Source organism: Variovorax sp. GW821-FHT10B04 (assembly GCF_059415645.1).
Map to the genome: position 1 here is coordinate 570833 of NZ_JBWKNQ010000003.1, position 22591 is coordinate 593423.

Annotated in this window: 24 protein-coding genes; 9 read left to right on the forward strand and 15 right to left on the reverse strand. The window is 65.3% G+C overall.

Translation table 11 applies throughout. The features are described from left to right. Window positions 1-34 precede the first annotated feature (34 nt). Genes truA through accD form a run of 5 tightly spaced genes read left to right on the forward strand, consistent with a single transcriptional unit; the run spans window position 35 to window position 4608 of the window. Window positions 35-856, forward strand: coding sequence for a tRNA pseudouridine(38-40) synthase TruA (gene truA, locus AC07PZ_RS10900; protein ID WP_495295068.1), 822 nt, complete (start codon window positions 35-37; stop codon window positions 854-856). Then, a complete protein-coding gene (locus AC07PZ_RS10905) occupies window positions 853-1548 on the forward strand; it encodes a phosphoribosylanthranilate isomerase (protein WP_495295069.1) in 696 nt (231 codons plus the stop codon). The genes truA and AC07PZ_RS10905 overlap by 4 nt, the downstream gene beginning before the upstream one ends. Before the next feature lie 45 nt (window positions 1549-1593). Beyond that, entirely contained in the window at window positions 1594-2868 is a 1275-nt protein-coding gene (trpB, locus tag AC07PZ_RS10910; RefSeq protein ID WP_495295070.1) for a tryptophan synthase subunit beta, read from the forward strand. Continuing rightward, the gene (gene trpA, locus AC07PZ_RS10915; RefSeq protein ID WP_495295071.1) at window positions 2868-3713 is read left to right on the forward strand and encodes a tryptophan synthase subunit alpha; all 846 of its coding nucleotides are present in this window, start codon (window positions 2868-2870) and stop codon (window positions 3711-3713) included. Before trpB ends, trpA begins: the two co-directional genes overlap by 1 nt. A gap of 22 nt (window positions 3714-3735) precedes the next feature. Next, window positions 3736-4608: an acetyl-CoA carboxylase, carboxyltransferase subunit beta gene (gene accD, locus AC07PZ_RS10920; RefSeq protein WP_495295072.1), complete on the forward strand. Its 873-nt coding sequence runs from the start codon at window positions 3736-3738 to the stop codon at window positions 4606-4608. A 1-nt stretch (window position 4609) separates the two neighbouring features. Here the strand turns inward: accD and AC07PZ_RS10925 are convergent, their stop codons facing one another. Continuing rightward, window positions 4610-5164, reverse strand: a complete 555-nt coding sequence (locus tag AC07PZ_RS10925) for a YggT family protein (RefSeq protein ID WP_495295073.1) — start codon at window positions 5162-5164, stop codon at window positions 4610-4612. Between the two features lie 50 nt (window positions 5165-5214). Between AC07PZ_RS10925 and AC07PZ_RS10930 the strand changes: the two genes are divergently transcribed. The 4 genes from AC07PZ_RS10930 (at window position 5215) to AC07PZ_RS10945 (ending at window position 9306) form a co-directional block, all read left to right on the forward strand. After that, entirely contained in the window at window positions 5215-5862 is a 648-nt protein-coding gene (locus tag AC07PZ_RS10930; RefSeq protein ID WP_495295074.1) for an LON peptidase substrate-binding domain-containing protein, read from the forward strand. Between the two features lie 95 nt (window positions 5863-5957). Further along, window positions 5958-7517, forward strand: a complete 1560-nt coding sequence (gene lysS / locus AC07PZ_RS10935; protein ID WP_495295075.1) for a lysine--tRNA ligase — start codon at window positions 5958-5960, stop codon at window positions 7515-7517. Continuing rightward, complete coding sequence (locus tag AC07PZ_RS10940; RefSeq protein WP_495295076.1) at window positions 7514-8791, forward strand: Hsp70 family protein; 1278 nt, start codon at window positions 7514-7516, stop codon at window positions 8789-8791. The genes lysS and AC07PZ_RS10940 overlap by 4 nt, the downstream gene beginning before the upstream one ends. Beyond that, the gene (locus AC07PZ_RS10945; protein ID WP_495295077.1) at window positions 8788-9306 is read left to right on the forward strand and encodes a M48 metallopeptidase family protein; all 519 of its coding nucleotides are present in this window, start codon (window positions 8788-8790) and stop codon (window positions 9304-9306) included. Before AC07PZ_RS10940 ends, AC07PZ_RS10945 begins: the two co-directional genes overlap by 4 nt. Window positions 9307-9334: 28 nt before the next feature. On the opposite strand, the gene AC07PZ_RS10950 is transcribed toward AC07PZ_RS10945, so the two are convergent. The 14 genes from AC07PZ_RS10950 to rpoE form a co-directional block, all read right to left on the reverse strand. Next, window positions 9335-10144 carry a 2-keto-4-pentenoate hydratase gene (locus AC07PZ_RS10950; protein ID WP_495295078.1) on the reverse strand — a complete coding sequence of 270 codons (810 nt, stop codon included), beginning with the start codon at window positions 10142-10144 and terminating at the stop codon, window positions 9335-9337. Window positions 10145-10212: 68 nt separating this feature from the next. Next, window positions 10213-11268 (reverse strand): beta-N-acetylhexosaminidase, encoded by a 1056-nt coding sequence (gene nagZ / locus AC07PZ_RS10955; RefSeq protein WP_495295079.1) that lies wholly within the window; start codon window positions 11266-11268, stop codon window positions 10213-10215. Then, entirely contained in the window at window positions 11265-11657 is a 393-nt protein-coding gene (acpS, locus tag AC07PZ_RS10960; RefSeq protein WP_495295080.1) for a holo-ACP synthase, read from the reverse strand. Before acpS ends, nagZ begins: the two co-directional genes overlap by 4 nt. Next, window positions 11654-12406 carry a pyridoxine 5'-phosphate synthase gene (locus AC07PZ_RS10965; protein WP_495295081.1) on the reverse strand — a complete coding sequence of 251 codons (753 nt, stop codon included), beginning with the start codon at window positions 12404-12406 and terminating at the stop codon, window positions 11654-11656. The genes acpS and AC07PZ_RS10965 overlap by 4 nt, the downstream gene beginning before the upstream one ends. A 2-nt stretch (window positions 12407-12408) precedes the next feature. Continuing rightward, complete coding sequence (gene recO, locus AC07PZ_RS10970; RefSeq protein WP_495295082.1) at window positions 12409-13182, reverse strand: DNA repair protein RecO; 774 nt, start codon at window positions 13180-13182, stop codon at window positions 12409-12411. 1 nt (window position 13183) lies between these two features. Then, window positions 13184-14137 (reverse strand): GTPase Era, encoded by a 954-nt coding sequence (gene era / locus AC07PZ_RS10975; protein WP_495295083.1) that lies wholly within the window; start codon window positions 14135-14137, stop codon window positions 13184-13186. 37 nt (window positions 14138-14174) lie between these two features. Then, window positions 14175-14861, reverse strand: a complete 687-nt coding sequence (gene rnc / locus AC07PZ_RS10980) for a ribonuclease III (protein WP_495295084.1) — start codon at window positions 14859-14861, stop codon at window positions 14175-14177. A 2-nt stretch (window positions 14862-14863) separates the two neighbouring features. Continuing rightward, window positions 14864-15226, reverse strand: a complete 363-nt coding sequence (locus AC07PZ_RS10985) for a DUF4845 domain-containing protein (RefSeq protein WP_495295085.1) — start codon at window positions 15224-15226, stop codon at window positions 14864-14866. 22 nt (window positions 15227-15248) lie between these two features. Beyond that, a complete protein-coding gene (gene lepB, locus AC07PZ_RS10990) occupies window positions 15249-16220 on the reverse strand; it encodes a signal peptidase I (RefSeq protein WP_495295086.1) in 972 nt (323 codons plus the stop codon). Between the two features lie 2 nt (window positions 16221-16222). Next, window positions 16223-18034, reverse strand: coding sequence for a translation elongation factor 4 (gene lepA / locus AC07PZ_RS10995; protein ID WP_495295087.1), 1812 nt, complete (start codon window positions 18032-18034; stop codon window positions 16223-16225). 521 nt (window positions 18035-18555) lie between these two features. Then, window positions 18556-20046: a DegQ family serine endoprotease gene (locus AC07PZ_RS11000; protein WP_495295088.1), complete on the reverse strand. Its 1491-nt coding sequence runs from the start codon at window positions 20044-20046 to the stop codon at window positions 18556-18558. Window positions 20047-20120: 74 nt separating this feature from the next. Next, window positions 20121-21173, reverse strand: coding sequence for a MucB/RseB C-terminal domain-containing protein (locus tag AC07PZ_RS11005; RefSeq protein ID WP_495295089.1), 1053 nt, complete (start codon window positions 21171-21173; stop codon window positions 20121-20123). Between the two features lie 5 nt (window positions 21174-21178). Then, window positions 21179-21817 (reverse strand): sigma-E factor negative regulatory protein, encoded by a 639-nt coding sequence (locus AC07PZ_RS11010; protein ID WP_495295090.1) that lies wholly within the window; start codon window positions 21815-21817, stop codon window positions 21179-21181. 13 nt (window positions 21818-21830) lie between these two features. Beyond that, window positions 21831-22505, reverse strand: coding sequence for an RNA polymerase sigma factor RpoE (rpoE, locus tag AC07PZ_RS11015; RefSeq protein WP_495295173.1), 675 nt, complete (start codon window positions 22503-22505; stop codon window positions 21831-21833). Between the last annotated feature and the right edge of the window lie 86 nt (window positions 22506-22591).

Consider the following 22591-nt stretch of genomic DNA (forward strand, 5'->3'; position numbering starts at 1 on the left):
CGCCATACCTGCATTGCCCAGGAGAACCACACCCGTGAGAATTGCGCTCGGGGTCCGCTACAACGGCCAGGCCTACCAGGGCTGGCAAAGCCAGTTGTCCGGCCGCACCGTCCAAGACAAACTCGAAGCCGCCCTTGCACGCTTTGCCGACCGGCCGGTGTCGACGCTGTGCGCCGGCCGTACCGACGCGGGCGTTCATGCGCTGATGCAGGTCGTGCACTTCGACACCGACGCCGAACGCACGCCTTTTTCCTGGGTGCGCGGCACCAACCGATACCTGCCGGACGACATCGCGATCCAGTGGGCCGTGCCGGTGCCGGACGCGTTTCATTGCCGTGCCAGCGCACTGGCACGGCGCTACGTGTATGTGCTGTCGCAGTCGCCGGTACGGCCCAGCCTGGACGCTGGCCGTGTCGGCTGGTCGATGCGCCGGCTCGACGGCGACGCCATGCGCGCTGCGGCAGGCATGCTGGTCGGCCAGCACGATTTCAGCTCCTTCCGCGCTTCGGCCTGCCAGGCCAAGTCGCCGGTCAAGACGATACGGCGCATCGAGGTGACGCGGCAGGCCGAAGGCCCTGACGAAGAACGCTGCCGCTGGCATTTCGAGTTCGAGGCGGATGCCTTCCTTCACCACATGATCCGCAACATCATGGGCTGCCTGGTGCGTATCGGCCATGGCGACGAGCGCCCTGAATGGATGGTCGACGTGCTGGCCGCGCGCAGCCGGAAAGTCGCCGCGCCGACCTTCTCGGCAGACGGTCTCTACTTTCTCGGGCCGCTCTACGACGCTGCCTGGACGCTGCCCGCCGAAGCGACGCTGCAGTCCGGGGGCGCTGCGTATGATGGCCCGCCATGAGTCTTTCGAGCCCACAGAACCTCCGCACGCGCATCAAGATCTGCGGTCTCACGCGTGAACAGGACGTCGATGCGGCTGTCGACGCCGGTGCCGATGCCGTCGGCTTCGTGCTGTATGCGCCGAGTCCGCGCGCCGTGAGCGCAGAACGCGCTGCGAGCCTCGCCGCCCGCCTGCCTCCTTTCGTCACGCCGGTGCTTCTTTTCGTGGACGAGCACACGGACACCGTCCTCGACGCCCTCGACGCGGTGCCCGGTGCCATCGCCCAATTCCATGGCAACGAATCGCCGGAGCAGTGCCGCAAGGCGAGCGGCAGCGGCGCCCACCGCTTCCTGCGCGCAGCGCGCATTCCCCTCGGCGCGGCGGGTGCCGGGTTCGACCTCGTAAAATACGCTTCCGATTTCTCCCACGCCCAGGCCATCCTGCTCGACGCCCACGTCGACGGATATGGCGGTGGCGGCAAGGCATTCGATTGGTCACTTCTTTCAACCGCCGTCGACGCTCACCTCGTCTTGAGTGGTGGACTCACACCTGCAAACGTGGCCGATGGCATTCGCCAGCTTCGGCCGCGCTGCAAATCGCTGGCCGTTGACGTGAGTTCCGGCGTCGAAGCTGCCAAGGGCATCAAGGACGCCGCCAAGATCCGCGACTTCGTCGCTGCCGTACGGGCAGCCGATCGCGCATTCCAAGCCTGACCGCCGCGCCGCTTCGATCGCGGGTGCGGCCCAACGATCGAGACCATGCAAACCTATCAGCAACCCGATGCCACCGGCCATTTCGGCAAATACGGCGGCACCTTCGCGAGCGAGACGCTCACCCACGCCATCGCAGAACTGCGCGACGCGTACGCGAAGTACAAGGACGACCCGGAATTCCTCGCCGAATTCCACTATGAGCTCAAGCACTTCGTGGGCCGGCCATCGCCGGTCTACCACGCTGCGCGCACCAGCCGCGAGATGGGCGGCGCCCAGATCTACCTGAAGCGGGAAGACCTGAACCACACCGGCGCCCACAAGATCAACAACGTGATCGGCCAGGCGATGCTCGCGCGCCGCATGGGCAAGCCGCGCGTGATCGCCGAGACCGGCGCCGGCCAGCACGGCGTCGCCACGGCCACCATCTGCGCGCGCTACGGGCTCGAATGCGTGGTCTACATGGGCAGCATGGACGTCAAGCGCCAGAGCCCGAACGTCTACCGCATGAACCTGCTCGGCGCCACGGTGGTGCCGGTCGAATCGGGCAGCAAGACGCTCAAGGACGCGCTCAACGAAGCGATGCGCGACTGGGTCACGAACGTCGAAAACACCTTCTACATCATCGGCACCGTGGCCGGTCCGCACCCCTATCCGACCATGGTGCGCGACTTCCAGAGCGTGATCGGCACCGAGTGCATCGCGCAGATGCCGGCCATGCTGGCCGCCGACGGCATCACCGGCGAGGCCGAAGGCAAGCAGCCCGATGCGGTGATCGCCTGCGTGGGCGGCGGCAGCAATGCGATGGGCATCTTCCACCCCTACATCCCGTTCGCGGGCACGCGCCTGATCGGTGTCGAGGCCGCGGGCGAAGGCCTCGACAGCGGCAAGCATTCCGCATCGATCCTGCGCGGCAGCGCGGGCGTGCTTCACGGCAACCGCACCTACCTGCTGCAGAACGAGGACGGCCAGGTGACCGAGACACACAGCATCAGCGCCGGCCTGGACTACCCCGGCGTCGGCCCCGAACATGCGTACCTGGCCGACATCGGCCGCGCGGAATACGTCGGCATCACCGACACCGAAGCGCTGGAGGCGTTCCACTACCTGTGCCGCACCGAAGGCATCATCCCGGCGCTCGAATCGAGCCACGCCGTCGCCTACGCGATGAAACTCGCGAAGACCATGCGGCCGGACCAGTCGATCCTGGTCAACCTGTCAGGCCGCGGCGACAAGGACATCGGCACCGTGGCCGACCTGTCGGGCGTCGATTTCTACGACCGCCCCTCGATGCGCGGCCTGAGCGTGAAGGGAGGCAAGTGATGAGCCGCATTGCCACCACCTTCGAAGCCCTGAAGAAGGACGGCCGCAAGGCGCTGATCCCCTACGTGACCGCCGGCTTCCCCTACGCGGACGTCACGCCTGAACTGATGCACGGCATGGTCGCCGCCGGCGCCGACGTGATCGAACTCGGCGTTCCCTTCTCCGATCCGATGGCCGACGGTCCGGTGATCCAGAAAGCCGGCGAGGAGGCCCTGGCGCTGGGTATCGGCATGGTGCAGGTGCTGGCGATGGTCGCCAGCTTCCGCCGCGATGACGACCGCACGCCGGTGGTGCTGATGGGCTACGCCAATCCGGTCGAACGCTATGACGGCATCCACGGCGCCGGCAGCTTCATCCGCGACGCGGCGGCGGCCGGTGTCGACGGCCTGCTGATCGTCGACTATCCGCCCGAGGAGTGCGAGGCTTTCGCGGGCGAACTGCGCGCGGCCGGCATCGACCTGATCTTCCTGCTGGCGCCGACCAGCACCGACGAGCGCATGGCGCAGGTCGCGCGCATCGCGACCGGCTACGTCTACTACGTTTCTCTCAAGGGTGTGACCGGTGCCGGCCATCTCGACACCGACGCGGTCGGCCAGATGATTCCGCGGATCCGCGCGCATGTGAGCATCCCGGTGGGCGTGGGCTTCGGCATCCGCGACGCGGCCACCGCCCAGGCGGTCGGCGCGGCGGCAGACGCGGTCGTGATCGGAACGAAGATCATCCAGCTGATCGACGGCCAGCCGCGCGACCAGGTCGTGCCGAAGGTCGCTGAATTCCTCGCGGGAATCCGCCAGGCGCTCGACGCGCTGCCTGGCGCTACCCCCTCTTCCTCGGCTGGCCGATAATCCCGGCACTTCAGGAGATGCCATGAGCTGGCTTGAAAAACTGCTACCCGCCAAGATTGCCCAGACCGACCCGAGCGAACGCCGCCAGGTGCCGGAAGGGCTCTGGATCAAATGTCCGAGCTGCGACACCGTCCTTTACAAGACCGATCTGGAACACAACCAGAACGTCTGCCCCAGCTGCAGCCACCACCATCGCATCGGCGCGCGCGCGCGCCTGGACGCGTTCCTCGACCCCGAAGGTCGCTATGAACTCGGCCAGGAAGTGCTGCCGGTCGACGCGCTCAAGTTCAAGGACAGTCGAAAGTACCCCGAACGCCTCAAGGATGCGCTGGAGAGCACCGGTGAGACCGATGCGCTGATCGTGATGGGCGGCTCGGTCCTCAGCATCAGCGTCGTGGTCGCCTGCTTCGAGTTCGAGTTCATGGGCGGCAGCATGGGCAGCGTGGTCGGCGAGCGCTTCGTGCGCGGCGTCGAAACCGCCATCGAGCAGAAGGTGCCCTTCATCTGCTTCACCGCCACCGGTGGCGCGCGCATGCAGGAAGGCCTGCTGTCGCTGATGCAGATGGCCAAGACCAACGCCGCGCTCACGCGCCTCGCGAAGAAGGGCCTGCCCTACATCAGCGTGCTGACCGACCCGACGATGGGTGGCGTGAGCGCCGGCTTCGCGTTCGTGGGCGATGTGGTGATCGCCGAACCGAAGGCGTTGATCGGCTTTGCCGGCCCGCGCGTGATCGAATCGACCGTGCGCGTGACGTTGCCGGAAGGCTTCCAGCGCGCCGAGTTCCTGCAGACCAAGGGCGCGATCGACTTCATCAGCGATCGCCGCGAGCTGCGCAAGACGATTGCACGGACGCTGGCCATGCTGCAGCGCCTGCCCGCCGACGCGGTGGGCTGACCTACAGCCTGAAGACGGCACCCATCAGGCTGCCGAGCACGATGCCGGCAACCTGCAACAGCACGATCGCGGCGAGCGGCGACAAGTCGACGCCGCCGATCAGCGGGATGTAGCGTCGCAGCGGGCGCACCAGCGGCTCGGCGAGCCGCGCGATGAGCTCGCTCAGCATCGACGACGTGTTCGGCAGCCACGAAAGCACGGCATAGACCACGAGCAGCGCGGTCAGCCCGGAGACGGCAAGCTGCAGCAGGCCGACCAGCGACACCAGCGGCAGGATCGCGAGCCGGCCCAGGTTGCCGAGAAGCAGCGACAGCAACAGAAACTTCACCAGGACGAGCAGCCAGGCGGCAATGGCGCTGGCCAGATCCCAGCGCCGGAACGATGGCACCACGCGCCGCAGCGGCATCACGATCCAGTCGGTCACGGCGAAGATGAAGCGGCCCAGCGGATTGCCGAAGGGCACGCGGTGGTACTGCATGTACAAGCGCAGCAGGCACGCGCCACCGACGAGGCCGACGATGACGTCCAGCAGGAACGAGGGAATCTGATAGAGCATGGCGCGCCGCAGGTGGAGGGAATGCGATGATAGTCACGCAAGGTTCCTCGATGACGACACAACCCCTACTGCACGCCCTCCCTTTGTTCCCGCTGAGCTCGGTGCTCTTCCCCGGGGGCATCCTGCCACTGCAGATTTTCGAGGTGCGCTATCTCGACATGATCGGCAAGTGCCACAAGCATGGCGCGCCCTTCGGCGTCGTCAGCCTGACGCGTGGCGCAGAAGTGCGCGCCGCGGGCGCGGCCGTCGAGGCCTTCAGCGACATCGGCACGCTCGCCCTGATCCGCGAACTCGAATCGCCGCAAGCCGGCCTGATGCGGATCGAATGCATCGGCACCCAGCGTTTTCGCGTGCGCGCCAGTTCGTTGCAGAAGAACAGCCTCTGGACTGCCGAGGTCGAGGCCATACCCGACGATGTCGACGTCGCCATCCCCGGCGACCTCGCCCATACCGCGACGGCGTTGCGTCGCGTGGTCGACACCCTCGAAGCGCGCCGCACCGCGGAAGACGCCCAGGGCCTGCGCCTGCCGGTGCGCGAGCCTTATCGCTTCGACGACTGCGGCTGGGTCGCGAACCGATGGTGCGAGCTGCTGCCGCTGCAGAACGCGCTCAAGCAGCGACTGATGGAACTCGACAGTCCGCTGATGCGGCTCGAACTGGTCAGCGACCTGCTGGCACGCGGCGGCATCGGCGACTGAGAGCACGCTGCAGGGGCCGGCCGGCTCAGAGGGCAGCGGGCTAAAATGGCGGGTTTCGCGCGGCGCCGCCCGCGCCATCCAGCCTCCCCTCTCCCATGACCGAATCCACGACCTCCCCTGCGCCAGCCAACGACGACAACCAATTGATCGCCGAGCGGCGCGAGAAGCTCGGCGCGCTGCGCAGCGCGCAGGCCGCGGGCAAGGGCGTCGCTTTCCCGAACGACTTCAAGCCGAAGCACCGCGCCCTGGCCTTGCTGCAGGCCCACGGCGATACCGAGCCCGACGCACTCGAAGCGCAGGCCATTCCGGTGAGCGTGGCTGGCCGCATGATGCTCAAGCGCGTCATGGGCAAGGCCAGCTTCGCGACCGTGCAGGACGCCACCGGCCGTATCCAGCTGTACGTCCAGCGCGAAGTCATCGGCGACGAGATCTATGCCGACTTCAAGCGCTGGGACCTCGGCGACATCATCGGCGCCGAAGGTACGCTGTTCAAGACAAAGACCGGCGAACTGTCGCTGAAGGTCACGACGCTGCGGCTGCTCACCAAGAGTCTGCGGCCCCTGCCCGACAAGTTCCACGGCATGGCCGACCAGGAGCAGAAGTACCGCCAGCGCTACGTCGACCTGATCACTGACGAGACGGCACGCCAGCGCTTCACTGCACGCAGCAAGGCCGTGAGCGCCCTGCGCGAATTCATGGTGGCCAACGACTTCCTCGAAGTCGAGACGCCGATGCTGCACCCGATCCCGGGCGGCGCGAACGCCAAGCCCTTCAAGACGCATCACAACGCGCTCGATCAGGAAATGTTCCTGCGCATCGCGCCCGAGCTCTATCTGAAGCGCCTGATCGTCGGCGGCTTCGAACGCGTGTTCGAAATCAACCGCAGCTACCGCAACGAAGGCATCTCGGTCCGGCACAACCCCGAGTTCACGATGATGGAGTTCTACGCCGCGTACTGGAACTACCAGGACCTGATGGACTTCACCGAGATGATCATCCGCACGATCGCGAAGAAGACGGTCGGCAGCGAGCAGCTGACTTATCAGGGCAAGCCGGTCGACCTCAGCCAGCCCTTCGAACGCCTCACGATCCGCGAAGCCATCGTCAAGTACACCGAGGCCGGTGCGCCGCTGGAAGGCGTCGAAGCGATCGCGCGCGTCGACAGCCGCGACTGGCTCGTCAACGCGCTGCGCAAGCTCGGCCTGAGCGAGGACAAGAACAAGCTGTCGCTGCGCAGCCTCGCCAGCCTGCAGGTGCTGTACTTCGAGGAAACCGTCGAAGAGAAGCTCTGGCAGCCGACCTTCATCATGGAACATCCGACCGAGATCTCGCCGCTGGCGCGCGCCAACGACGACCGGCCGGAAGTCACCGAACGCTTCGAGCTCTACATCACCGGCCGCGAATTCGGCAACGGCTTCAGCGAGCTGAACGATGCCGAAGACCAGGCCGCACGCTTCAACGCGCAGGTCGCCGCCAAGGATTCGGGCGACGACGAAGCCATGTTCTACGACCACGACTTCGTGCGCGCGCTCGAATACGGCATGCCGCCGACCGGTGGCTGCGGCATCGGCATCGACCGCTTCATGATGCTGCTGACCGACTCGCCGAGCATCCGCGACGTCATCCTGTTCCCGGCCTTGCGTCGCGAAGCTTGAAGACGTCGACACCCGCAATCGGCATCGATTTCGGTACCTCCAACTCCGCCATCGCCTTCGCGCTCGAAGGCGGCCTTGCGCAATCGCTGCCGCTCGAAGGCACGGCGACCACGATGCCGACCGCGCTCTTCTACAACGCCGAGGACCGCAGCACGCATTTCGGCCGCGAGGCGGTCGCGCTCTATCTGTCGGGCGTCGAAGGGCGGCTGATGCGCTCGCTCAAGAGCCTGCTGGGCAGCTCGCTGATGCAGGAAACCACCGCCGTGTACGACGGGCTGGTGAGCTTCCAGGACATCGTCGCGCGCTTCCTGCACGAGCTCGCCACGCGCGCCGAGCAGACGCTCGGCCAGCGGCCCGAGCGCGTGGTGCTCGGCCGGCCCGTGCACTTCGTCGACGACGACCCCAAGCGCGACCGACAGGCCGAAGACAGCCTGCGGCAAGCCGCGCGCAGCGCCGGCTACCGCGACATCTCGTTCCAGCTGGAACCGATCGCCGCGGCCTTCGACTACGAACAGCGCGTCACGAAGGAGTCGCTGATCCTGATCGTCGACATCGGCGGCGGCACCTCCGACTTCACCGTCGTACGCCTTGGCCCCGAGCGCATGGCACGCGCCGACCGCGCCAGCGACGTGCTCGCCACCAGCGGCGTGCACATCGGCGGTACCGACTTCGACCAGCGCCTGAACCTCGAATGCGTGATGCCGCTGCTGGGCTTCCGGCACCGCGATGCGCGCGGGCGCGAGGTGCCGAGCAAGGTGTTCTTCGAGCTGTCGTCCTGGCACCTGATCAACTGGCTCTATGCGCCCAAGGCCGTGCGCCAGGCGCAGGAGCTGCGCAGCAGCTACGCCGACATGCGCCTGCACGATCGGCTGATGACGGTGCTGGAAGAGCGCTACGGCCATCGGATCGCCAACGAGGTCGAGCAAGCCAAGATCGAGAGCTCGGTGAACGATGCACCGTCCACCATCGACCTGTCCTTCGCGGAAGCCGGCCTGAGCGCCTCGCTGACGCCGGCCGACATGGAGCAGCAACTTGCGGAGCTGCTGACCAAGACGGTGGCCAGCGCCCACGAATGCGTGCGGCGTGCGGGCCTGCGCAGCAATGACCTCGACGCGATCTACCTCACGGGCGGCTCGTCCGCGCTGCGCCCCTTCCAGCAGGCGCTGCGCCGCGGCTTCGCAGGCGTGCGCATGACCGAAGGCGACCTGTTCGGCGGCGTGGCCGCGGGCCTGGCGTACTCGGCCCGCGCCGCCGGAGTGCACGGCCGCGCATGAAATACCTGGCGCACTACCCGCCTGCGCTGCAGGCGCAGGTGCGGCAGTTGATCGCCGAAGGCAAGCTCGGCGAGCTGCTCCTGAAACGCTACCGGACGGCGCACGAGGTCCGTACCGACCGTGCGCTCTACGACTACGTGATGGGACTGAAGAACGACTTCCTGCGCAACGCCGAGCCGCTGTCGAAAGTGGCCTTCGACAGCAAGCTGCACGTGATCCGCAACGCGCTCGGCACGCACACGACGGTGTCGCGCGTGCAGGGCAGCAAGCTCAAGGCCAAGCGCGAGATCCGCGTGGCCAGCCTGTTCAAGGAAGTGCCGCTCGAGCTGCTGCGGATGATCGTCGTGCACGAGCTCGCGCACATGAAGGAGCGGGAACACGACAAGGCGTTCTATGCGCTGTGCACGCACATGGACGCCGACTACCACCAGCGCGAATTCGACCTGCGCCTGTACCTGACGCACCGCGACAACGGCGGGGCGCGGCTGTGGACGCCCGAGGCCGACCCGGCCTGACCCAGGTCGCCGACAGCCGGCAGGCCGTTCAGGCCGCGAAGCGCGCCGACATGCGGCCCAGCACGCCGAAGTCGGCCACGACCTCGTCGCCGGGCACGATCTCCAGCGGCGCGATGCAGGCGCCGGTCGTGACCAGCGCGCCTTCGGCCAGCGTCATGCCGTGGGCGCTCAATTCGTTCGCAAGCCAGGCCAGGGCAATGCGCGGATCGCCCAGCACATTGGCACCGATGCCGTCGCGCGCATAGCTGCGCGCCGTGCCGGTGACCGTTGCCTGCACACGGTGGCCGGCAAGGTCCAGCGTGCGCCAAGGCACGGCCGACCGCGGACCGAGCACGAAGTCGTGTGCGCAGGCGTTGTCGGCGATCAGTTGCGCTTCGCCGGCGCTCACGAAATCCGCGAAACGCGAGTTCGGCACCTCGATGCCGAGCCACAAATCGTCGACCGCATCGAGCACCTCGTCGAGGCTGTAAGGCACCGCGCGCGGCACCAGGTCGCGCGCCATGCGGAACACGAATTCGGCCTCGGCGACGGCCATGCGATTGCCCGCCATCGACAGCGCGTCGCCATCGGCACGCACGCGCTCGGCGAACAGGCGGCCTGCCAGCGGCCCGGACACGTTGATGTGGCGCTGCCCGGCCACGCTGGTCGCAGCGATCTTCCAGCCGGCGATCGGCCGCGGGCTGTGCGTGGCGAGTGCGGCCTGCACCGCATACCCCGCAACCCGCGTGGTCGGCCGGCAGGCATCCGGCAAGGCCGTCAGCGCGGCGCCGAGCTGCCAGGCGTTCCAGAGCAGATCGCCCGCCTGGCGGGCGTGCAGGTCGAAACCGGACGAAGTCATGTCGATATCTCCAAGGTAGGTCCTGGGTGGCACATCGGTCCTTGCGGAAGACGGCGTCGGCGCCGCGTTCAGGACGCCAGCATGGCGACCGCACGGCGGTAATCGGACGTGTCCTGCAGGGTGTCCCACGCGAGCGCTTCTCCGCGCGGCAGCAGCGCCCGGCGACGCGCTTCGCTCGCGGCGCTCGGCTGCCAGCGGCCCGAACGCTGCGCGGCTGCAAAGCCATCGAGCAGTTCGTCGAGCGGCAACCCCTGGCCGACGCTCTGGTTGCAAAGGAGCGCCAGATCGCAACCCGCATCGAGCGCCGCCAGCGCGGCATCGGTGTAGCTCAGCAGCTGGCCGTCGATGCGGCGCGCGGCTTCCATGCTGAGGTCGTCGCTGAACACCGCGCCATCGAAGCCGATGCGCGTGCGCAGGATCTCGCCCAGCCACTTCTTCGAAAAACCCGCGGGGCGCGCGTCGACCTTCGGATAGATCACATGCGCCGGCATCACCGCGGAGAGCGCGCCGCCCAGCCAGCCATAGGGCTGCGCATCGTCGGCGAGGATGGCCTTCAGACTGCGGCGATCGACCGGGACGGCCACATGCGAGTCGGCCTTGACGAAGCCATGCCCCGGAAAGTGCTTGCCGCAATTCGCCATGCCGGCCCGCAGCAGCCCGTGCGACAGGCTCTTGGCGAGCAGCGTGGCCACGCGCGGATCGCGGTGGAAGCTGCGGTCGCCGATCACGCTGCTTTCGCCGTAGTCGAGGTCGAGCACCGGCGTGAAGCTGAAGTCGACACCGCAGGCGCGCAGTTCGCTGGCGAGCACATGGCCGACGGCGGTGGCGCGCTGCGTTGCGGCCATCGGGTCGTGCATCCAGAGTTCGCCCAGGGTGCGCATCGACGGCAGCCGCGTGAAGCCGTCGCTGCGAAAGCGCTGGACCCGGCCGCCCTCATGATCGACACAGATGAGCAGGTCGGGCCGCAAGGCCTTGATCTCGGCATTGAGTGCCGAGAGCTGGGCTCGGTCCTGCCAGTTGCGCGCGAAATGGATCACCCCGCCGACCAGCGGATCCGCGAGCCGCCGCCGGTCGGCCGGCGTGAGCGCAGTGCCGGCAACGTCGACGATCAGGGGCGCATTCATGCCTTTTCCACCACGACGAAGCTGGCCGCGTACTCGGTCTCGTCGGTGACCGTCACGTGCGCAGTCAGGCCCTGCGCCTCGAACCATTCCTTCAGGCCGCCGTGCAGCACGATCACCGGCTTGCCGCTCTTCAGGTTGGCGATCTCGCAGAGCCGCCAGCTCATCGGCATGCGCATGCCCAGGCCGATCGCCTTGCTGAAGGCCTCCTTGGCCGAGAAGCGCGTGGCCAGGTAGCTCAGCCCGCGCTTCGGCCAGCGTGCGCTGCGCGCCTGCCAGATCGTGAATTCGGCATCGCTCAGCACCCTGCGCGCAAAGCGCTCGCCTTGCCGTTCATAGGTCGCGGCGATCCGCCGCAGGTCGCAGATGTCGGTGCCGATGCCGTAGATCACGCCGCGTCCTGGATGCAGCGCAGGTAGTCGCGGGTCGTGGCGGCATAGCCGAGCTCAAGTGCGTCGGCGACGAAGGCGTGGCCGATCGACACCTCTCGCACGCCCGGAACGGCCTTCAGGAAGGCGGCGAGATTTTCGCGGTTCAGGTCGTGCCCGGCGTTGAGTTCCAGTCCTGCCGCCTGCGCGGCGCGGCCGGCATCGACATAGCGCTGCAGCACCTCGTCGGCCTGGGGCGTGCCGCGCGACGAGGCATAGCTTTCGGTGTAGAGCTCGATGCGGTCGGCGCCCAGCGCCTTGGCCGCCGCCATCATGCGGGCGTCCGGGTCCATGAACAGGCTCACGCGCACGCCGAGCGCCTTGGTTTCGGCAATCAGCGGGCGCAGGCGCTCGGCGTCGTCGGGGAAGGTCCAGCCGTGGTCGCTGGTCGACTGGCTCTCGCTGTCGGGCACGAAGGTCGCCTGGTGAGGACGCAGCGTGCGCACGAAATCCATCAGGTTGTGGAACGGATTGCCTTCGATGTTGAACTCGGCCTGCGGCCAGTCGCGCGCCAGCAGCGCCGAGAGGTCGCGCACGTCATGGGCGCGGATATGGCGCTCGTCCGGCCGCGGATGCACGGTGATGCCATGCGCGCCGGCCTCGAGGCATTTCGTCGCCGCCACGCAGACGCTGGGGATCTCGAGGTGCCGCGTGTTGCGGACCAGCGCGACCTTGTTGAGGTTGACTGAAAGGGATGTGCCGGATGTGCTCATGCTCATAGCGCCTGGAGTTCTCTCATCATTTGCCGCGTGCGCAGCGTGGTGACGCCGCAATGGTAGTTGAGCAGCACGCGCAGCTGCGTGCGCAGCGCGCCGTTGCTGCCGGCGTTCAGCATGGCCACGCCACGCAAGGCGGCGGTGAACGGCGCCGGGTCGTCGAGCGTGGCCTGCAGGGCCTGCCATTCGGCGCCGCGCAACCCCGCCTCCTGCTCGTCCGCGTGGCGCAGGCCGGCCTCGGGCACCAGCCGGTAGCGAACGGTGCGCTCGAGCGGCGACAGCGTCAGCGTCTGCACGTCCAGTGCGGGCAGGAAGCCGGCTTCGCGCAGCAAGAGCAGTTCGAAGGCGCGCAGCGCCGCCGAGTGCGTGGCCGCCTGTGCGCCCCCGTGTTCGCCGGCCAGCACCTGGACCACGCCGGCATAGGCGTCGAACAGCGCTTCATGCGGGTCGTCGCGCGCCAACAGGCGCATCAGCAGTTCGTTGACGTAATAGCCCGAGAGCAGCGCCTCGCCGGTCGGCATCACATGGCCGCCCATCCATTCGGCACCCTTGAGCGTGCGGATCTCGGCGTCGCCACCGTAGTTGAGCTGCAGCGGCTGCAGCGGCAGCAGCACCGGCCGGAAGTTGGAGCTCGGCCGCTTCGCACCCTTGGCCACCAGCGCGATACGCCCGTGGTGCCGCGTGAACACCTCGAGGATCAGGCTCGACTCGCTCCAGTCGTAGCGATGGAGCACATAAGCCGGTTCGTGGGAAACGCGATGGGCGGCGGCCACTTCACTCGTAGCCGAAGGAACGGACGCGCGCTTCGTCGTCAGCCCAGCCGGAACGCACCTTGACCCAGAGTTCGAGGAAGACCTTCGCATCGGCCAGCTTCTCGAGCTCGACACGGGTTTCCATGCCGATGCGCTTGATGCGCTCACCCTTGTCGCCGATCACCATGGCCTTGTGGCCATCGCGCTCGACCACGATCGTCGCGGCGATGCGCAGCAGGCGCTTCTGGCCCTTCTTCTGCGGCGGCTCTTCCTCAAACTTGTCGATCACGACGGTCGAGGTGTAGGGCAGCTCGTCGCCGGTCAGGCGGAACAACTTCTCGCGCACCAGTTCGCCGGCCAGGAATTTCTCGCTGCGGTCGGTGAGCTCGTCCTCGTCGTAGAACCAGGCCTGCTCGGGCAGGTACTTCTCGCAGATGCCGAACAGGCGCTCGACGTCCTTCGGGTTCTTGGCCGACATCGGCACGAATTCGGCGAACTCGTGCTTCTTCTGCATGTCCTGCAACCACGGTGCGATGTCGCCGCGGCGATGCACGTTGTCGAGCTTGTTGGCCAGCAGCACGGTCGGGATGCCCTTGCCGAGCAGCTTGAGCACACGCTCGTCGGCCGGCGTGAAGCTGCCGGCCTCGACCACGAACAGGATCAGATCGACGTCGCCGACAGCGCCCTGCACCGTCTTGTTGAGCGACTTGTTCAGCGCATTGGCATGCAGGGTCTGAAAACCCGGCGTGTCGACGAACACGAACTGCGTGGCGCCCAGCGTGCGCATGCCGGTGATGCGGTGGCGCGTGGTCTGCGCCTTGCGCGAGGTGATGCTGATCTTCTGGCCGACCAGTGCATTCAGCAGCGTCGACTTGCCGACGTTCGGCTTGCCGACGATGGCGATCAGGCCGCAGTGCTGTGGGCCGGTCGGTTCGCCGCTCTCGGGCGGGGCTTCGTTGGGGACGACGTCGTTCATGGGTTCCTTGTTGCGCGTTCGGGTCCGCGCGGGTGCGTCAGGTGCGGTGCGACTTGAGCTTGATCAGCATCGCAGCGGCGGCTGCCTGTTCGCCGGCACGCCGGGAACCGCCGATGCCGCGCTCGCTGAGCTTCAATTCGGGCACTTCGCACTCGACGTCGAAAGTCTGTTTATGGGCTGCACCGACCGTGCCGGCCACGCGGTAGACCGGCAGCTTCATTTTGTGGCCCTGCAGCCATTCCTGCAATTCGGTTTTCGGATCCTTGGCGGCGGCATCCATGCGTGGATTGATCGCAACCGACTCATAGAGCCGGTGAACCAGCGCCTCGGCCGCCGCGTAACCAGCGTCGATATAGACCGCGCCGATCAGCGCTTCCACCGCATCGGCCAGGATCGACGGACGGCTCGAACCGCCCGACTTGGCCTCGCCTTCGCCGAGCCGCAGCAAGGGCGACAGCGCCAGCTTGAGCGCGAGCTGATGCAGCGTTTCCTGCTTGACCAGGTTGGCCCGTACGCGCGACAGATCCCCCTCGGGCAGTTCGGACAGGCGTCTGTACAGAAGATGCGCCACAGCGAGGTTCAGCACCGAATCGCCGAGGAATTCGAGCCGCTCGTTGTGGTCGGCCGAAAAACTCCGGTGCGTCAGCGCGAGCTGAAGCAGCTTCGCGTCGACAAACGAATGCTGGAGACGCGCCTGCAGCGCAGCGAGACCGTTTTCAGCCACGATCAACGGGACTGGCCCTTGTATTTCAACAACAGGAAGGCCGGACCCACAAGATGGATCTCGCGCTCGTAGGCATACGAGACCACGACCTTCTCGCCGACCTTGCGCACGTCGAGATCCTTGCCGCTGATCGCGGTGAAGTCGTCGACGGCCTGGGCCCGATCGAAGATGGCGCGGACTTCGGGCACCGTGGTGCCTTCCTTGGCCTTGTTGACGGCTTTTTCGATCGCCTGGTATTCGATCAGCGTCGGAATGACCTGCGCCGCGACCACGCCGACGCATCCCAGCACCGCGACCACGAAAAGCAGCCCGAGGAACGAAATGCCTCGCTGCCCGCCGCGTCGAATCGACCCGTTCTCGCTCATGAACCTATCGAGCCGCCACGTGTCACTGGAAGCCGCCGATGCGCTTCAGGTCACCGAAGTTCATCCAGACGAAGAATGCGCGGCCGACGATGTTCTTGTCAGGCACAAAGCCCCAATAGCGCGAGTCCAGCGAGTTGTCGCGGTTGTCGCCCATCATGAAGTACTGCCCTTCAGGCACCTTGCACACGACGCCTTCGACGCTGTAGCGGCAGTTGTCCTGGTTGGCGAAGGGCATGATCTCGACCTCCGAAATACCGGCCCGGCGGCCATCGTCGTTCAACAGCCTGTGCTGCTTGCCGCCGAGGTTCTCGTTGTACTGCTTGAGGTAGCGCATCGACTCTTCGTCGAAGAAGTCGGGCATCGCGTCCTTGCTGACGGGTTGGCCGTTGATCGTGAGCTTCTTGTTCAGGTAGGCGATCTCGTCGCCAGGCACGCCGACCACACGCTTGATGTAGTCGAGGCTGGGCTTGGGCGGATAGCGGAACACCATCACGTCACCGCGCGCCGGCGGCGTGCCGCTGGTGATCTTGGTGTTGACGACGGGCAACCGCAGGCCATAGGTGAACTTGTTCACCAGGATCAAGTCGCCGGTGAGCAGCGTCGGCATCATCGAGCCCGACGGGATCTTGAAGGGCTCGAACAGGAACGAGCGCAGCAGGAACACGACCAGGATGACCGGGAACAGCCCGGCGGTCCAGTCGAGCCACCAGGGCTGCATCAGCAGGCGCTCGCGTGCCTTGATGTCGACCGTGTCGACCTGCGTGATGCCCTGGCGCGCGAGCTCCTCGCGACGCTGCGTCAGCGAGGCGTCCAGCGTCGCAGCCGCACGGCGCCGCTTCGGCAGGAAATAGAAACGCTCGGCCAGCCAGTAGAGGCCGGTGACCACCGTTGCCAGAAACAGCAGCAGCGCGAAGTTGCCTTCGACCGCACCGAAATACCAGGCACCGATGTAGGCCGTGAAAGCCGCGAGGATGAGGGACGTGAGGAGAGGCATATTCAGTCTTCGACTTGCAGGATCGCGAGAAAGGCCTCTTGCGGGACCTCGACCGAGCCGATCTGCTTCATTCGCTTCTTGCCCGCCTTCTGCTTCTCGAGCAGCTTCTTCTTGCGGGAGATGTCACCCCCGTAGCACTTGGCGAGCACGTTCTTGCGGAGGGCTTTGATTGTCTCACGCGCGATGATGGTGACCCCGATGGCCGCCTGGATCGCCACGTCGTACATCTGGCGTGAAATGATCTCGCGCATCTTCGACACCACGGCCCGGCCGCGGTACTGCGACTGGCTGCGGTGCACGATGATCGACAGCGCGTCGACCTTTTCGCCGTTCAGCAGGATGTCGACCTTGACCACGTCGGACGCACGATATTCCTTGAACTCGTAGTCCATCGACGCATAGCCACGGCTCTGCGATTTCAGCTTGTCGAAGAAGTCGAGAACGATCTCGCCGAGCGGCATCTCGTAGGTCAGCATGACCTGGCGGCCGTGGTAGGCCATGTTCATCTGCACGCCGCGCTTCTGGTTGGCGAGCGTCATCACGGCGCCGACGTATTCCTGCGGCATGTAGAGATGCACGGTGACGATCGGCTCGCGGATCTCGCTCATGCGACCCACGTCGGGCATCTTCGATGGGTTCTCCACCATGATGACTTCGCCGTCGCTGCGCACCACCTGGTAGACCACGCTCGGCGCCGTCGTGATCAGATCCTGGTCGAACTCGCGCTCGAGACGTTCCTGCACGATCTCCATGTGCAGCAAGCCCAGGAAACCGCAGCGGAAACCAAAGCCCAGTGCCTGGCTCACCTCGGGTTCGTAGCGCAGCGAAGAATCGTTGAGCTTCAGTTTTTCCAACGCATCGCGCAGCGACTCGTATTCGCTCGCCTCGGTCGGATAGAGGCCGGCGAACACCTGGGGCTGGATCTCCTTGAAGCCGGGCAACGCTTCGGTTGCCGTGGCGGCCGCGCCGCCGGTGCCGGCCTTGATCAGCGTGACGGTATCGCCCACCTTCGCTGCCTGCAGTTCCTTGATGCCCGCGATGATGTAGCCCACCTCACCGGCCTCGAGCGACTCGCGCGGCTCGTTGGCCGGCGTGAACACGCCGATGCTGTCGGCGTTGTACATCGCACCCGACGCCATCATCTTGATGCGCTCACCTTTGGCCAGCCGGCCATCGACCACGCGCACCAGCATCACGACGCCAACATAGGAATCGAACCAGCTGTCGATGATCATCGCGCGCAACGGGCCATCGGGGTTGCCGCGCGGCGCAGGCATCTTCGCGACGATCGCTTCGAGGATTTCGTCGATGCCCAAGCCCGTCTTCGCAGAGCACGGGATCGCGTCGGTGGCGTCGATGCCGATGACGTCTTCGATCTCGGTGCGTGCGTTGTCCGGATCCGCGTTGGGCAGGTCCATCTTGTTGAGGACCGGGACCACTTCAACGCCGAGGTCGAGCGCGGTGTAGCAGTTGGCCACGGTCTGTGCTTCGACGCCTTGCGATGCATCGACCACGAGCAACGCACCTTCGCACGCGGACAGCGAACGACTCACTTCGTAAGAGAAGTCCACGTGGCCCGGCGTGTCGATCAGATTGAGGTTGTAGACCTGCCCATCACGTGCCTTGTAGTGAAGCGCTGCGGTCTGCGCCTTGATGGTTATCCCACGCTCCTTCTCGATGTCCATCGAGTCGAGAACCTGTGCCTCCATATCGCGTTCCGCAAGGCCGCCACAGCGCTGGATCAAGCGGTCTGCGAGCGTCGACTTGCCATGATCGATGTGCGCAATGATCGAGAAATTTCTGATGTGATTCATCAACGGGAACGCTTAAGTACTTGAATTGCCTCGTACGCAGAACGCGAAGGGCAAGAAAAAAGGGCGCGTCTGAAGGAGACGCGCCCTGAACCAACAAGCAATGGCAACTGCAGTAGTTGGAGCTTCATTGTAGGCAAAAAGGGGGGCGCGTACATGACGGAAGCTCAGCTGGAAGGGTCGTTGCAGGTCAGCAACATGGAAGTTATAAACAACTTATCAACAGAATCGGTGGATGAGTTTTGGGACAACTTGTGGGCGAACTGTGGAGCGTCGGTGGACGGCTCCAAGTCATACCGCATCGTGGGGCCAGCCTGTGTACTTATGCAGGAGGATGGCTCTCTCACACCGTTATTCTACTAAAAAGCATCGTTACAACTTCAAAAAAGTTGGCAATCACTAACAAACTGCATCCAAAGCGGCGCTTCAAAATTCAGATACGGGCGCATTGCCGGCGCATCTTTCGCAAGAAAAAGGCCCCAAATCCGACTAGCGGGTGGGGCCACTTGACGGTGAAACGGATGTCAGCGACTGCCGCGGATCAACGCATACTGCGCCCACTCACCGCGGCGGAACAACACACTGACGGGTTTGCTGCGATCCGCCCGCCCGATTGCAGCGTCGAACTCCTTCATGTTCGACACCTCGACGTTGCCCACGGCCAGAATGACGTCCCCCTCGCGCAGGCCGGCGCGTGCGGCGGCCTCGGTTGCCGCGTCGATCTTCACGCCGCCCTTGACCTTGAGTTCCTTCTTCTGCGCATCGGTCAATTCACTCACCGCCAGCCCCAGCGACTTGGCCGCCGCCGACGAGGACTGCTTGGGCGTCGGCTCCTCACGCTCGGGAGCGCGCGCAGTCGGCTTGTCCGGCTCGATCTCCGCAATCGTCACAGCGAGGTCGCGCGACGCACCACGGCGGAACACCGTCAGCGTGCTCTTGGTTCCCGGCTTGGTATTGCCCACGAGACGCGGAAGATCGCTGGGTTTCTCGATGGCCTTGCCGTCGAATTTCGTGATGATGTCACCGGGCTCGACCCCTGCTTTTTCGCCAGGGGAACCGACTTCCACACCGCGCACCAGCGCGCCCTGTGCCTTGCCCAGGCCGATCGACTCGGCCACGTCCTTCGTGACCTGATCGATCTGCACGCCGATCCGCCCTCGCGACACGCGGCCGGATGTCCTCAGCTGCTCGCTCACCCGGATCGCCTCATCGATCGGAATCGAGAACGAGATGCCCATGAAGCCGCCCGAACGCGAATAGATCTGGCTGTTGATGCCGACCACCTCGCCACGCATGTTGATCAGCGGTCCACCTGAATTTCCGGGATTGATCGCGACGTCGGTCTGAATGAAGGGCAGGTATTCGCCCGTGTCACGCTGCTTCGCGCTCACGATGCCAGCCGTGACCGTGTTTTCCAGGCCGAACGGTGAACCAATGGCCATCACCCACTCGCCGACACGCAGGCGGGAGATATCGCCGACCTTGACAGCAGGAAGGCCTGTGGCGTCGATCTTGACGACAGCCACGTCCGTGCGCTTGTCCGCGCCGACGATCTTGGCCTTGAATTCGCGCTTGTCGGGCAAGGTGACCAGCACCTCCGACGCGTCTTCGACCACATGCGCATTGGTCATCACGTATCCATCGGCGCTCAGAATGAAGCCGGAGCCGACACCACGCGGACGCTCCTCTTCCTGCTGGGGCTCCTGGGGACGATTCGGCCGAGGTGTCTGCTGACGCGGGGCGCCGGGCGCCGGTTGACCGAAAAAGCGCCGGAAGAACTCCTGCATCTCCTCGTCCATCTCGCCATTCGCGGCACCGCCACGCTGCACTTTCTCGACCGTACGGATATTCACCACGGACGGTCCGACCTGGTCGACCAGGTCCGTGAAGTCAGGCAATGTACGGGTCTGCGCGTGGACGGCCTCGATCGGCAGAAATGCACTGACGGCTGTAGCGGCCAATGCGCCAGCCAACAGACACGAACGAAGTCTTCTGGCTTCGATTTTGAACATCATCGGATTTCTTTCCTCGGAAGAACTGCGAACAATCACAGGAAGCTCTGGACCGGTGCCGCTCACTTGCCTCGGCATCAGCGCGTGCGAATCAATCCCTGCGCAAATGCCTCAAGCGTCTGCGCAGGAACCTCACCTACCGCAGTCAACCACCAGTCGCCGTTCTTGTCGATCAGACGACGCGTCAGCGTGTGGGTCGCGCCAAGCACCAAAGTCTCTTCGCGCGCCGCGCGTTGTGCATCGAAAGGCTCTATGAACAGCGACACCGAGGCCAGACCATCGGAGAACGTCCACTGCATGGTGCGTTCGGGCTTCGCAGCGCCGTCCAGCGCGCGGCGATAGCAGCTGACAGGCTTGAAACCTGCCACGGGATTCTTGAGCTCCCATCCCTCGACGGCAGCGGTCGTGCGTTCGAGTTCGGATTTTTCGACCCGATAGCCGGCCGTATTCCCCATCATCTGGGCCAGCACGTGCGCCTTGACCGGGGCATCGAGTTGGAGCTCGGAAAAAGCCGACTGTTCGACGACGCGACCTTCGCCATCGATCGTCTGCAATGCGATCACGAGGCCGGAACGCCGCTCGCTCCAGAGCCGATAGCCAAAACGCAGTCGATCGCGCGGCGCCAGTTGAACCACGTCTGCATCGAACCCGGCAACGCGGCCCTTTCCCAGCAGTCCAGCGCTGTAGAGCTCGCTGATCGACGAGTCGGGCTTGCCCGGAAGGTTGGGGAACAACTCCAGATTTTCGCGCGTCTCGCTCTTCGCAACCTTCGTGTCGGGGAGGAAGGTCATGACCTGCTCGTTGCGACGGAAGGTCGAACGTGCGGGCCCGGTGAGGACCTCGATTCGCTCCATCAGCTGCCCGGCTTCCGCCACATGCCATATGCGCGCGCTCGACAGATTGCCGGTCGGTGCCGATACGACAAAAGTACCCACATAGCTTCGCTGACGCGAAGCCACATGCATGCGTCGCAACCACTCGACGGCATCCAGAGAGGGTGGGGGTACATCAGCCAGTGGCGGCGCATGCGAGGCCGTACCTCGCGTCTCAGCGATCACCCAAGGCACCACGCAAAACGCTGCAAGCGCGAGCACGGCCCGGCGTGCAGGATTCGACATCGAAACGGTCATTGATGTCAGCGCGAAGGCCCTTCGAAAGTTGCATTGCGAAGGAAGCCGGACGGCATCTGCGAGGCGCCACCCGCCTGCTGATGAGCCTCGAGCAACTGGTCGAGTCTCGGATCGCGCAACATCACTTGTGGACGGTTGCCAACCAACACCTGATTGGACTCGAGCTGCGGAACGATTGCAGGACGGGTTGTTTCCGTCGCCGCCAACACGGCCGTACCTTGTTGCTGCGCCAATTGCGGCCCCGTCGGCGCACCAGCACTGCCGACCCAGTTCCAACCGATGGCCGCAGCGGCAGCAAGCGATGCGGCTCCGGCAACCAGCTTCCAGCGAAACACAGGCTCATTGGCTGCTTCGATGCGCGGTACGACAACCGGCGCGACAGGCACTGCGACTGGCGCAGCCACCGCAACGATGGGCTCCCGTTCGAGTCTTTGCTGCAGGCGTGCCATGAAAGCGGTGCTGTTGGTGCAAGGCGAGTGGGCGCCCGAGCGAAGCACGTCTCCGATCAGGTGGTAAGTCGACCATGTCGAGCGCAGCGCATCCGCTTCGTCCATCCGATCCATCGTCTGTGCGAACTCGCTACCTCGCAGTTGCCCGTCCACCAGGGCGGAAATCTGCTCACGCGTCATTTCTGTGTGCTTCATCTGATTCACCTGCTTACCAACGCTTCCCGGACTGGTTGTCGAGCAACGGCTTCACCCGTGCCGAAATGGCTTCTCGTGCACGGAATATCCGTGAACGCACCGTGCCGATCGGGCAGTTCATGACCTCGGCAATCTCTTCATAACTCATCCCCTCGATTTCGCGCAGCGTTACAGCCTGCCGCAACTCCGCCGGCAAGGCCGCCATGGCAGCCTCGACGACAGCCGCAATCTCGTTGGCGGCCAACACTGTTTCGGGGGTTTCGTCGGACGTTGGTTCGTTTCCGGGGCGGTAAGTTTCATCTTCGTCATCGGAAGACGGGCGCAACGCGCTTTCGGAGACCGTTGGATCGCGCTTCATGTCGACCAAGGCCTTCTTCGCCGTGTTCACCGCGATGCGGTATAGCCAGGTATAGAACTGGGCTTCCCCTCGGAACTGGTGGAGCGCGCGATACGCGCGAATGAACGTTTCCTGGGCGATATCTTCGACCAGGTCCACATCACGCACCATGCGGCCGATCAGTCGCTCGATACGTCGCTGGTATTTGATCACCAACAATTCGAACGCCTTCTGGTCTCCGGCGATGGTGCGCTGCACCAACTGGAAGTCGACTTCGCCCGGACGCGGCTCGGCAGGAAGGCTGTCGGGAGCGGCATTGTCCGGCGGTGCCGGCGGAGGGGAGGCTGTCATGAAAGGGATGAAGACGCGCCGGAATTCGGCAAAGTCGCCGCAGAGGTCGCGCGACGCGTCGCTGGGGCGCGCGAATATACAGCACG